Annotated in this window: 13 protein-coding genes; 7 read left to right on the top strand and 6 right to left on the bottom strand. The window is 34.7% G+C overall.

Translation table 11 applies throughout. The annotated features are described in order from the left end of the window. Nucleotides 1–79: 79 nt before the first annotated feature. The 6 genes from QWY86_RS04215 to QWY86_RS04190 form a co-directional block, all read right to left on the bottom strand. Nucleotides 80–1,354, bottom strand: coding sequence for a mechanosensitive ion channel family protein (locus QWY86_RS04215; RefSeq protein WP_290239107.1), 1,275 nt, complete (start codon nt 1,352–1,354; stop codon nt 80–82). 212 nt (nt 1,355–1,566) lie between these two features. Next, the gene (ispG, locus tag QWY86_RS04210) at nt 1,567–3,546 is read right to left on the bottom strand and encodes a (E)-4-hydroxy-3-methylbut-2-enyl-diphosphate synthase (protein WP_290239105.1); all 1,980 of its coding nucleotides are present in this window, start codon (nt 3,544–3,546) and stop codon (nt 1,567–1,569) included. Nucleotides 3,547–3,712: 166 nt separating this feature from the next. Then, nucleotides 3,713–4,315, bottom strand: coding sequence for an RDD family protein (locus tag QWY86_RS04205; RefSeq protein ID WP_290239103.1), 603 nt, complete (start codon nt 4,313–4,315; stop codon nt 3,713–3,715). 123 nt (nt 4,316–4,438) lie between these two features. Continuing rightward, nucleotides 4,439–5,413: a toast rack family protein gene (locus QWY86_RS04200; RefSeq protein ID WP_290239101.1), complete on the bottom strand. Its 975-nt coding sequence runs from the start codon at nt 5,411–5,413 to the stop codon at nt 4,439–4,441. Between the two features lie 5 nt (nt 5,414–5,418). After that, a complete protein-coding gene (locus QWY86_RS04195) occupies nt 5,419–6,096 on the bottom strand; it encodes a PspC domain-containing protein (RefSeq protein ID WP_290239099.1) in 678 nt (225 codons plus the stop codon). 19 nt (nt 6,097–6,115) lie between these two features. Next, the gene (locus tag QWY86_RS04190; protein WP_290239097.1) at nt 6,116–6,805 is read right to left on the bottom strand and encodes an SDR family oxidoreductase; all 690 of its coding nucleotides are present in this window, start codon (nt 6,803–6,805) and stop codon (nt 6,116–6,118) included. 145 nt (nt 6,806–6,950) lie between these two features. On the opposite strand from QWY86_RS04190, the gene QWY86_RS04185 reads away from it, so the two are divergent. The 7 genes from QWY86_RS04185 to QWY86_RS04155 all read left to right on the top strand — a co-directional run bounded on the left by QWY86_RS04185 (nt 6,951) and on the right by QWY86_RS04155 (nt 12,587). Next, complete coding sequence (locus QWY86_RS04185) at nt 6,951–7,685, top strand: MlaE family ABC transporter permease (RefSeq protein WP_132403625.1); 735 nt, start codon at nt 6,951–6,953, stop codon at nt 7,683–7,685. Next, nucleotides 7,685–8,437, top strand: a complete 753-nt coding sequence (locus QWY86_RS04180) for an ABC transporter ATP-binding protein (RefSeq protein ID WP_290239089.1) — start codon at nt 7,685–7,687, stop codon at nt 8,435–8,437. The genes QWY86_RS04185 and QWY86_RS04180 overlap by 1 nt, the downstream gene beginning before the upstream one ends. Nucleotides 8,438–8,457: 20 nt before the next feature. Then, complete coding sequence (vapB, locus tag QWY86_RS04175) at nt 8,458–8,700, top strand: type II toxin-antitoxin system VapB family antitoxin (RefSeq protein WP_290239088.1); 243 nt, start codon at nt 8,458–8,460, stop codon at nt 8,698–8,700. Between the two features lie 56 nt (nt 8,701–8,756). Further along, the gene (locus QWY86_RS04170) at nt 8,757–9,083 is read left to right on the top strand and encodes a type II toxin-antitoxin system VapC family toxin (protein ID WP_353958901.1); all 327 of its coding nucleotides are present in this window, start codon (nt 8,757–8,759) and stop codon (nt 9,081–9,083) included. A gap of 3 nt (nt 9,084–9,086) precedes the next feature. Then, nucleotides 9,087–9,968 (top strand): RsmD family RNA methyltransferase, encoded by an 882-nt coding sequence (locus QWY86_RS04165; RefSeq protein ID WP_290239086.1) that lies wholly within the window; start codon nt 9,087–9,089, stop codon nt 9,966–9,968. 97 nt (nt 9,969–10,065) lie between these two features. Next, nucleotides 10,066–11,112: a hypothetical protein gene (locus QWY86_RS04160; RefSeq protein WP_290239084.1), complete on the top strand. Its 1,047-nt coding sequence runs from the start codon at nt 10,066–10,068 to the stop codon at nt 11,110–11,112. Nucleotides 11,113–11,177: 65 nt separating this feature from the next. Beyond that, on the top strand, nt 11,178–12,587 hold the full coding sequence (locus QWY86_RS04155) for a hypothetical protein (protein ID WP_290239081.1): 1,410 nt from the start codon (nt 11,178–11,180) through the stop codon (nt 12,585–12,587). Nucleotides 12,588–12,633: the final 46 nt, after the last annotated feature.

Below are 12,633 nucleotides of genomic sequence, written 5' to 3'. Positions count from 1 at the left end.
TCAATCGGAAGTAAGATGCTGAAATATATTCAGTATGACGACAGTTTAAGTAAGTTCTATAAAAAGGATAACTAACCAATTAATCATTTCCTCTGCCAACAAAACCACGCATATCGCTTCCACTTGGGCTTTGAAAAATCTCTAAATCAAAATACGGAACTGCAGCTAATAAGTGGTCGAAAATATCGGCAGCAACTTCTTCAAATTTCTTTAGGCCTTTTTCTTTCGAGAAAACATAAATTTCAATTGGCAAGCCATTTTCTGTAGCCTGCAACTGGCGAACCATAAAAGTTAAATCGGTATTTATATAAGGATTACTTTCCAGATACTTTTCTGCATAAACCCTAAAAGTTCCAATATTTGTCATGTGCCTACCATTAACTAAATTATTCGGATCAACGGTATTTTCTGCATTAAAAAGCTCTATCTGCTGCTGTGTTTCACTTAGATATTCCTTTAAAAAATCGATGCTTTTTAAGCGATTTATCAAGTCTTCATCACAAAACTTAATGCTCGAAATTTTAATGTTGATGTGGCGTTTGATTCTTCGTCCTTCACTTTCCTCCATTGCCCGCCAATTTTTAAATGATTCGCTAACAATTGCATAACTTGGTACAATGGTTACTGTTTTATCCCAGTTTCTAACTTTAATTGTGGTTAAATTAATCTCGGTCACTTCCCCATCGGCGCCATATTTTTCAACAGTAATCCAATCGCCAACGCGTACTAAATCTATTGCACTCATTTGAACGGAAGCTACAAAACCCAAAATCGGATCTCGGAATACGAGAATAAAAACTGCCGTTACCGCACCAAAACCTCCGAAAATATAAAGTGGATCTTTATTAAGTATGATTGATAAAATCAAAACAAATCCTAAAATATAAATGATAATTTTTGCAACTTGTTTGTAGCTTCTTATTGGTTTATCAGCATACTTTCTAGATGCTTCCATGATAGAAACCATAGCATTTAAAAAAGCATTAATGGCAAACATTGTTGCTAAAACAACATAAATTCTGGAAAATATTAATGCATAAAAAAGCCAGTTTTTGAAATCGATAAATACGAATGGTACGGCATTGTAAATGATGTAAGCACCAAAAATTAAGGCAAATGCCCTAAAAACCCTAAATTCAAAAAGTGCATTTTGCCAATCGCGTTTGGTTTTAGCACTTTTTACCACGAAAATAAATACTTGTCTGGTTACAAATATGGTTACGAAAAGGAACAGAACTATACCAATTAAACTAATAAAAAAGTACGAATAAATTAATTCTGAACCAGATAAATCTTTTGCGATAAGCCAATTTCTTAACTCATAAAATATGGTTTGAAAAGTAGGAATATTCATCGAGGCAATTTAATATTATTATTAGTTAGAAAATCTGGATGCACCTGTGTATTAATACATTTTGTGATCTTGAGCTTGTCAAGATTTACTAAATGCTTAATTAGAAAACATTTACTTAATTTCATTGATGTGAATGCACTAAAATAGATTGCTTCTTGCCTAGCAATACGATCACCCAACATCAAACATATTAATTTTTACAAAATTAAATGCTACACTTTCTCTACCCAGTTCCCGTCGCCTTTTATGATGTCAATTAACTCATCCAAAGCAAATGCTGTGTTTACATTTTTCTTAACAACCTCTTGCCCACGATATAAAGTAATTTTATCTGGTCCGGTTCCTACATAGCCATAATCGGCATCCGCCATTTCGCCCGGTCCATTTACGATGCAGCCCATAATACCAATTTTTAAACCTTTTAAGTGGTCGGTACGCGAACGGATAAGCTGAGTAGTTTCTTGTAAATCGAAAAGTGTTCTTCCGCAACTTGGGCAAGAAATGTATTCCGTTTTACTTATTCTTGTTCTGGTTGCTTGTAAAATGCCAAAACTTGTTGAGTTAAGTAAAGCCAAATCATTGTTTTGTGCATCAATCCATATTCCATCTCCAAAACCATCTGTAAATAATGCGCCAAAATCGGTTGATGCATAAAGCTGTAAGCTATCTGCATCTAAAACTCCGTAGGTTCTTTTGATAATAACTGGAATTTGAATGTTCTTCTCCTGTAGTGCAACAAAGAAAGCCCTTTGCTCGGCCATTCCATGGTTCGCAGATGTTTTAAGAATAAGTACGACATTGTTTAATTGTTCGATTGCTGGATTGTTTAATTGCTTCGAATCAATTTCAACAAAATTTAAAAGGTCATCCTTAACTTCAGCCTTGCTAAATTCCTCTAAAGAAAATAAGGGATGGCAATTATTTTTATCACTTAGTTTTAACCAAGTGTTATAATTATAAATTTGCTTTAAATTCCCAGGAAAGGAAAATGATGGTAAATTATCACCAAAAAAAGCTAAATCGCAAGCTTGGTCTGCCATGTTATATTTATCTAAGCCTGCGCTGTAATTGTAGCCTACAGCACTTAAAAAGTATGGGTCTTTCAAGTTCTCTTTAGATACATTTATCATTACCACAGGGTGATGGTGCCCTCCTATATGCTGAATGCTGTCGGTAACTCTACGTGAATAGGTATAAGGGGAATAAGTTTTAATGGAAGACGTATCATGTGAAATGGAGAATGTGCTATCAACTTCTCGACCTCCTACCTCCGACTGACTTCTGATAACATATCTATCTGCTAAAGCCTTTGCTACAGGTGCTTCAAATTCCGGGTCTTCAGTTAAAGAAACACGAATGGTATCGCCCAAACCGTCTTCCAATAAAGTTCCAATACCCACTGCCGATTTTATACGACCATCTTCCCCATCACCAGCTTCGGTTACGCCGAGGTGCAGCGGATAATTCATGCCTTCTTTCACCATCGTTTCTACCAGTAAGCGGTAAGCTTGAACCATTACCTGCGTGTTGCTGGCTTTCATCGAAATTACCAAATTATAATAGTTCTCGGCTTCGCACATGCGAATAAATTCCATTGCAGATTCGACCATACCACGCGGTGTATCACCGTAATGGCTCATAATTCTATCAGATAATGAACCATGGTTGGTGCCAATACGCATTGCCGTACCGTATTCTTTACAGATTTTAATCAGCGGTACAAACTTTTTATTTATCCGCTCCAGTTCTGCGTTGTAAGCATCCTGCGTATATTCAAGATTTTCAAATTTCTTTTTATCAGCATAGTTGCCTGGATTTACACGAACTTTTTCAACAATTCTTGCCGCCATTTCAGCTGCATTTGGCGTAAAATGGATATCAGCAATTAATGGAACATCGTATCCGCGAAGGCGCAATTCCTTTTTAATATTGGCTAAATTTTCAGCTTCCTTTATACTTGGAGCCGTAATTCTAACATAATCGCAGCCAGATTCTACCATTCTGATGGTTTGCTCTACCGTACCAAATGTATCCATGGTATCGGTTGTTGTCATCGATTGGATGCGGATAGGATTGTGACCGCCCAAGGCAATGTCGCCAATTTTTACTTCGCGGGTTAAAAACCTAGAGTAAGTAGTTAAACTATTACAATAACCACCTGCCAAACCATGTTGTACCGATATATTTTCCATGCGATTGCAAAGATAGAGATAGAATTTTGAATTAGTGAATTTTGAATGAGTGAGTTTGAAAGAGAGAATGACTGATTTTGAGTGATAGAATAATTGGATTACGATTTGTGAAATTTTCATCAATTAGCACATTCGCTAATCCACTAATTCAAAATTCCCTCATTCATCATATCAACCTATCTTTAATAACCAAAGTATTGGCTGATATATCATGCCAACATTGGTTTTTCTTATTCAGAAAACTATAAAAGTAACCAAAAAAAACTGGGATTACCGAGAGTATTTTTGAGAAATTACGAATTAAAGAGCGCCCGAAAGAAACCCTTGTTCCTTCCAAATCGGTTACTTTTATATTAACCAACCGCTTACCAATTGTTGCCTGTTTACTTGATGATTCTGCAAAACTTCCGTAAATAAGTTTAACAATAAAAATTAGAGCTAACGGAGATACGAATGTCATAATTCTTTGGTCTTTTCCTTCTATAAAAGCAAAGCTGATTAAAATACAAATGCAATAAATGATAAAAATTAAAAAGTGGTCTATTACCGAAGCAAGCAAACGCAAATCGAAACTTGCGAAGTATTGAGGTGCTGTTTTTTGATAATTAAAACCAAGAAGCTCACGCAATTCTGGCATTGCATGAGCTTCTTTGTAATCATCCATTCCCGGTTTACGGACAAATGTATTAGGTGTAATATTTAAGCTGGCAAGTTCGGCTAATGAATAAGGCCCTTGTGGTTTACCATTTACTACAACTGTGTATTCCATTGAGTTATAAGTTTTAAGTAGTACGTTTTAAGTATTAGGTGACTAAAGAATATCTATTCAATTATGCTCATCAACAACATTAAGTGTCTTCGAGGTTAACCTACTCAACGTAAAACTTGCAACTTAATACCTAGAAACTTCAAAGTTACTTAAACCACCATCTAAATTTATAAATATTTTTTTTGTTGATGTTTTGTAATTAGCCGTTTCGTAAACGCCATCACTTAGTTTTTCAAATCCAGAAAAATCTTTTGCCGATAAGCCAGTTTTTGTTTTTATACGGCAACCAGAGTTTGTGGGTATTTTAATTTTAACATCAGCTACGCCCGACTTTACTACCACATCAGTAATCGGCAGCAAATCGCCAATTTTAATGTCCAGTGATGCTGCACCTCCATCGAAGTGGAATGACCTTATTTTATATTTTTCGAAATCGAAATCAGCTTCTCCAGCGCCCAATTTCATATTTATATCCCAATTTGGGGCTTTGTTTAACTTGAAATCAACGTCATTTCCACCATCACCAAAATTCCATTTATTGGTTTTACCGTCCATTTTGAAGTCTAAAACCACAGCGCTATCTGTTAATTGTTTAACAAGTGAAAAATTACTGCGTCTTTTCTTCTTAACATCGGCATTAATCAATTCAGAAGTTTCACCATCAAGATTGAAAGAAACTCCACCTCCAGAAATGTTTAAAACCGTTTTCTTGGTGCTATCTGCTGCATTGAAAATCTCAGAGAAATTTACACGATTTTCAGCTGTATCCTCCTCATTTGAGTCGTCGTTGTCATCATCAATATTGATATCAACATCATTTTTAAGTTTATGTCCCCACCAAGAACTGCGTTCGGGTTTTTCTTGTCCTTTTACAAACAAAAAAGAAAGGGTTATTACTAAAACACCTATCGAAATTATGCTTCCGGTTTGGCTGTTGTTTTTATTAAAAAGTATGTTTAAGCCTGCAATAATTAAAAATACTGGCCAGAAGTGCCAAACATTACGCCAGTAAAAAGTAATTACATTAAAATTTTCTAGTAAGAGTACACCACCTATAAAAAGTAGTAAAATACCCCAAATCAGTCTATCAAGTTTCATAATATTTATATTTGAGGATTAGCAGGATTTGAATTGTTATCATCTTTTGGCTTTTCTGTTTCTTCAACAATAATTGCATCTGTCACAGGTTCAGTACTTGGTTCGGTTGCTGCCGACTGCTGATTTTGAAATGTTGCCCATTCATTTTTTCTTTTGGCTTTCGCGATAATGCTAATTCCTAATACAATAAAAATAACTGGCCAAAAATTTCTAAAACGGAACCAATCCGGAATAAAATCAAGTTCTCTCATGAGAAAAAAGCATCCAATTACCAGCAATACCAAACCACCTATTGTACGCCCTGTATCATTCGGTTTATTGAATTTGCTAAAGTCTGCATGACTTTCAAATGGTACTTTTTGAGCATCGCTCAAGGGTTGGCCCCAATTTGTATTCCCAGCCCCTACTGGCCCACTGTAAGCGCGATTACCAAAAGGTGGTGTGTTCGGATTATTCTTAAAATAATCGTTAAATTTTGAGAATTTTGCAGCCGGATCATTATTAACCGGAACAATAATCCACATTACAACATAAGCGATGAGTCCGCCTCCTGCAAAAAATATTGCAGATAGTGCAAATAATAACCTAACAATGGTTACTTCAACCTGCATGTAATCTGCAAGACCCGAAGCTACACCGGCAATCATTTTATCATGTTCGTTTCTAAAAAGCTTCTTTTCCATAACGCTGTTCATTTTGTGTTTAAAAATCAAGCGGAGTGATTAAAACCTCATCAACGTTTACCCCTTTACTTAAGTTTAAAATGGTAAATAACGTTTCTGCAATATCTTCGGGTTGTACAAATTTTTCATCTGGAATTGTTGTGCCTTCCCAAGATGATGTTTTGGTTGAACCCGGCAAAAAAGCAGTTACTTTTACGTTGTGCGGAGCTAATTCTTGCCGCAATACATTATTAAGACTTAACATCGCTGCTTTTGTTACACTATAACTTCCACCATTTTTTACTGCGGCTTTACTGGCAACCGAACAAATGTTAAATATGTGCCCACGCCTTGCTGAACGCATTTTTTTAGCAAAGAACTTACTAATGTAATAAGCAGAATTTATGTTAAGTTGTTGTTGTTTTTCAAAAACTTCATCTTTTTCATCAATCAAACTACCAGGCAAATAAGTACCCACATTATTCACCAAAACATCAACAAAACCCAACTCATCATCAACTTTGTTTAAAAAATTATAAACCTGCTCCTTGTTAGAACAATCTACTACATAAATTAAAACCTTTCTCCTGTTCAGCAATAATTCATTCTTAAAGCTTTCGAGTTCTTTTTGATTTCTGGCAACAAGCGCTAAATCAAAGCCGTTTTGCCATAATTTAACCGCTATAGCTCTGCCAATTCCTTTTGTTGCACCTGTTATTAAAGCTTTCATGTTTTATGAGTTAGTTTTTGTAAGCAAAAAACCATATTTATATTCAAAACCACGAATATTTTTGTAATTAACAATTGCTACAACTTTTTTATCGTTTCTTTGTAGTATTATATAATGTACATTTAAATTAAGCAATACATACGGAATGAATTTTACCAATTTCGGCAGGTACATACTGCTACTCAAATCTGTATTCAGAAAGCCGGAAAAACTGAAGATATACTTAAAGGAAATAGCCAAACAAATGGACTATGTTGGTGTTGGCTCACTGGGTTTAATTGCAATTATCTCTACGTTTATTGGTGCGGTAATGACTTTGCAGATTGCTTTCCAGCTGGTTAGTGATTTTATCCCTAAAACTATTATTGGTTCGGTTAACCGAGATTCGAGTATTTTAGAGCTTAGCCCTACAATTAGTGCGATTGTTCTGGCTGGTAAAATTGGTTCTGCTATTTCATCAGAAATTGGCTCTATGCGTGTTACAGAGCAAATTGATGCCCTTGAGATTATGGGTATAAATGCACCAGGCTATTTAATTCTTCCAAAGATTATTTCAGGCATAACAATGGTTCCAATGTTGGTAATTATTTCGATGTTTTTAAGTATTTCTGGGGGTTACATTGGCGGTTCTATTTCTGGCGCTGTAACACCAGCTGAGTACATTCAAGGCATTACAACAGATTTCAACCCATACACAATTGTTGTTGCTTTGGTTAAGGCGTTTGTTTTTGGCTTCATCATTACATCAGTTCCAGCTTACGAAGGTTTTTATGTTCGCGGTGGTGCTTTAGAAGTTTCACAAGCCAGTACAAGAGCAGTTGTGATTAGCTGTATCTCTATCCTTGTTTGCGATTATTTAGTTACTCAATTATTATTGTAATGATCGAAGTTAAAGATATATACAAATCATTCTCAGGAAATGAAGTTTTAAAAGGCATTTCAGGGAAATTCGAAGAAGGTGTAACTAATTTAATTATTGGAGGTTCAGGTTCTGGCAAAACAACTTTGCTAAAATGTATGGTTGGTTTACATCAACCAGATTCTGGCTCGGTGTTATACGATGGACGTGACTTTACACCAATGACTTACGAGCAGCGTATTGATGTTCGTAAAGAAATTGGAATGCTGTTTCAAGGTTCGGCATTATTTGATAGCATGACAGTGGAGGATAACATTATGTTTCCGTTGAATATGTTTACCGACCAAAGTAGAAACGAAAAAATAGATAGGGTAAATTTTTGTTTGGAAAGGGTTAATCTCGCAGGCAAAAACAAACTTTTTCCAGCTGAATTATCAGGTGGTATGAAAAAGCGTGTAGGTATTGCCAGAGCAATTTCAATGAATCCTAAATACTTATTTTGTGATGAACCAAATTCCGGTTTGGATCCGAAAACATCAATCGTAATTGATGAATTAATTCAGGAATTAACAGAAGAATTTAAAACCACAACTATTGTAGTTACGCATGATATGAACTCGGTTATGGGTATAGGTGATTACATTTTGTTCTTACACGAAGGAAAAAAATTCTGGGAAGGAAGCAACAAAGAAATCGCTCATACTGATATAAAAGAACTTAACGACTTCGTATTTGCGAGTCGCTTCATGAAAGCCGCAAAAGATAAGTTTTAATAAAATTCTTATATTTGAGAATGACAACGGCGACAAAAAACATCATCGATAAGCTAGAAACCTTACCAAAAAGCATGGTAACCGAGGTTGAAGACTTTATTGATTTTTTGAAAGCCAAACATGCTAAAAAGCTAAATGATTCTCCTAACCAAAGTAGTTTGGTTGAAGAACCTAGAAGTTTGTATGGTGCTGCAAAAGGAACAATATTATATATTTCTAAAGATTTCAATGAGCCATTAGAAGACTTTAAAGATTATATGTAATGAGTTTATTATTGGATACTCATATATTCTTGTTCTACATCAATGGCGATAAATGAATCGCAGATGAAATAATAAACACGATTAGCAATCCATTAACTAAAAAACATTTGAGTGTAGTTAGTATTTGGGAAATTGTAATGAAAATGAATATTGGCAAGCTCAAACTAAAAGATGATATTGCTTCAATTTATAAATTATTACAAAAAGGCGAAATAGAAATTTTAAGTCCAGCACAAGATGATTTTGAAATTTATCAGAATTTACCTCTTATACATAAAGATCCTTTTGACAGAATGATTATTTCGCAAGCTTTAGCTAACGATTTAACATTGATTACTGATGACCAACACATCAAAAATTACCCAAATTTAAAGTTATTTTAACACATGATACAATTACTTGCCCCAACCCACTGGAAAGATTATGAACTGATAGATTGCGGGGATTTTGAAAAATTAGAGCGCTTTGGAACCGCAATTTTAATTCGTCCGGAGCCGCAAGCAGTTTGGAAAAAAACGCTATCAGAGCAAGAATGGAAAAAGAGGGCAAATATAACTTTCAGAGGTCGTTCTGCTACATCAGGAGAATGGGTTAAGAAAAACCAAAACATACCAGATAGATGGCACGTTGAATACAAAAACAATGAAGTTGCCATTAAACTTCGTTTAGGTTTAACATCATTTAAACATGTAGGCGTTTTCCCTGAGCAAGCTGTTAATTGGGATTATATTTCATCGTCAATTAAAAAATTTAAAACGCCTCAGCCAAAAGTTTTAAACTTGTTTGCTTATACTGGTGCAGCATCATTAATTGCCAACGCTGCTGGTGCAGAAACAACTCACGTAGATTCGATTAAGCAAGTAGTTACCTGGGCAAATGAAAATCAAGAACTTTCTGGTTTAAAAAATACCCGTTGGATGGTTGAAGACGCTTTAAAATTTGTAAAAAAAGAGCTTAAAAGAGGTAAAAAATACAACGGAATTATATTAGACCCTCCTGCTTATGGTCATGGACCCAACGGCGAAAAGTGGAAGCTTGAAGATCATATTCAGGAAATGATGCAAGATGTTGTTCAACTTCTTGATGAAAAAGAGCATTTCTTAATTCTGAATACCTATTCATTAGGATTTTCATCAGTTATTGTCGAAAACTTAATCAGAACATCGTTTCCATCTGTAAAAAATTTAGAAACCGGCGAATTATACTTACAAGCTACTGAAGGCGTAAAATTGCCACTTGGCGTTTTTGGTAAATTCTGTAATGTTTAAATGTTAACTATTTTATTTTGTACTCTCAATTTTCCGTTATAATTTCATCCCAAACAGATTCGGAAAAACTGTCTAAAATTTAACCTAAAATATATCTATGAAATTTCCAAAATTAACCGGCACAATTGTGCTTGGCTTTGCTGCAATAGGCTTATTTGCCAATTGTAATTCTGACGGCAAAACCGGTGGAATTGGCAAAATGTTCTCTGCTGACACGACAAAGAAAAAGACAGATTCAGCTGAAAACGTAATGAAGCCAGTTGATCCAAAGCTTTACGATTCATTAGTAAAAAAGCTTTCTTTAACAGATACAACAGGGAAATGGCCGGTTAAAAACCAACCCACACCATTAGCAGGAGCAATTTTACCATTCAAAAGGATTGTTGTTTATTACGGAAATCTTCATTCAAAAAAAATGGGTGCACTTGGAGAATACGCACCTAAAGAAATGTGGCAACGCCTAAATACAGAAGTTAAACGTTGGGAAAAAGCAGATCCATCTACGCCTGTGCAACCAGGTTTACATTATATTGCTGCTGTAGCTAGTGGAACAGCTGGTAAAGATGGCAAATACATTAACCGTATGGGAAATAAGCAGATTGACTCTGTTTTAAAAATCGCTAAAATGCAGCCAAATACAATTGTATTTTTAGATTTACAAGTTGCCCTAAGTACAATTAAAGCAGAATTACCGCATATTGCGAAATATTTAGAATTGCCTTACGTACACTTAGGCATCGATCCTGAATTTTCTATGAAAGACGGTTCTTTACCAGGCAAGAAAATCGGAACATACGATGCTACAGATATAAACTATGTAACTGGCTACTTAGCAGATTTAGTTAAAAAGCACAATCTTCCTCCAAAAGTATTTGTATTACATCGTTTTACAAAAAAAATGGTTACCAATTCCCAAAACATTAAACTTCGCCCAGAGGTACAAGTTGTAATGCACATGGATGGATGGGGAGAGCCCGAATTGAAAAAAGGTACTTATAGACATTTCATCTTTTCTGAACCCGTTCAGTTTACCGGATTTAAGATATTTTATAAAAACGATTTGAAAAAAGCTCCAAATAGATTAATGACTCCGGAGGAACTTTTGAAACTCACGCCAAAACCAATTTACATACAGTACCAATAATATGCAAAGCCTGTAATTAAGTTTACAGGCTTTTTGTATATTAACAGAAAAATATCAAACGCCTCATGAAAAACTTATTTATCACACTAGTTACTATTGTACTGTCTTTTTCTACTTCATTTGCACAAAAGCTAAATACACAATCAACACTACAAAAAGCGTTAGAGCAATCGGTTAAAAAAGATAAACCGATTATTTTAATTGTTTCAGTTCCACACATGAATGTGCCGCAAACTTCAAATGGCACAAAAATAGATTTTAGTTCTGCAATGGATGATGCTGAAGTGATTGATAGAATTAACCAAAATTTTATCGCTTATAAAACGATAATGAATGATACTTCGATAAGAAGTATTTTATCAAAATCTGCCATAAATTCATTTCCAGCCTATATCTTTTTACGTTCAAATAAAGAAGTCTTTTTTAAGGATTTCGGGAATTCTACCGCTAAACAAAGATATTTTAGCATGATTGATAATGCTTTAAAAGCTTTAAATGAAAAACCGCTTTCAGAGTTAGAACGTGAGTATGCAGAGAATAAATCTAATATTCAATTATTGAAAAATTTAATAGACACTAGAAAAAAACTTGGCCAAAATAACAATGCCGAATTAATTGAGGCTTATGTTAAGAACTTAAAAATTGATGACTTTAACAATTACCAAACTGTACTTTACATTTTAGAAGCCGGACCACACACCGATGGTGATGCATTTAAGTTTGCTCATACTAATCGAAAATTAATTGATAGTATATACAAAATAGAACCTTTTGCAAAACGCTCAGCATTTAATAATTTTATGATTAACAATACCATGAATGATGCTATTAAAGCCAAAAATATTGCGAAAGCTCAGTCTGCAGCAAATTTTACCAGGGGCACCTGGACAAATGATTACATAAAGGGTTCTAAAGCTTACGACACTCAAATGATGCGTTATTATTTAGCCGTAAAAGATACTTCTAGATATCTACAAACTGCAACATATCATTATGATAATTATTACATGAGAATTGGAGCTGATAGCATAAAGAAGATGGAAGCAGCAGAACGCAAGGCAATGGAAAAGCGGGGATTGCCAGCAAGATTAAATCAAAACATTGTGTCCAAAGAAAAAATGGACAGCTTGATGAAAATAAGAGGCGCAAGCATGATTACGCAATCTGTTGTTTCTGTAGGACCAACATCTAGCAGTTATGCGAATGAATTAAATAACGCGGCCTACAAATTTTATGAAACTGGTACAAAAAACATAAATCATTTAACCAAAGCCATGATTTGGAGTAGACGTTCACTAGAATTAAATCCGATAAGTGGATATTACGATACATTGGCGCATATTTTATATAGGCTCGAATACTATGAAGAAGCGATAAAAAATCAGCAGCTTGCTATAGAAAAATCTAAAGCTGAAAATCGCGACACAAAACATCTTCAAGATGAATTGAAAAAAATGAAAGCAAGACAAATTTAAAAAAGAGCGTCCTCAAGTAAATTGAGGACGCTCTTTTTCATAAAAC

Source organism: Pedobacter aquatilis (assembly GCF_030409415.1).
Lineage (GTDB): Bacteria > Bacteroidota > Bacteroidia > Sphingobacteriales > Sphingobacteriaceae > Pedobacter > Pedobacter aquatilis.
Note: the sequence above shows the minus strand (reverse complement) of the source record. Positions and strands in the feature narration are given on the sequence as shown.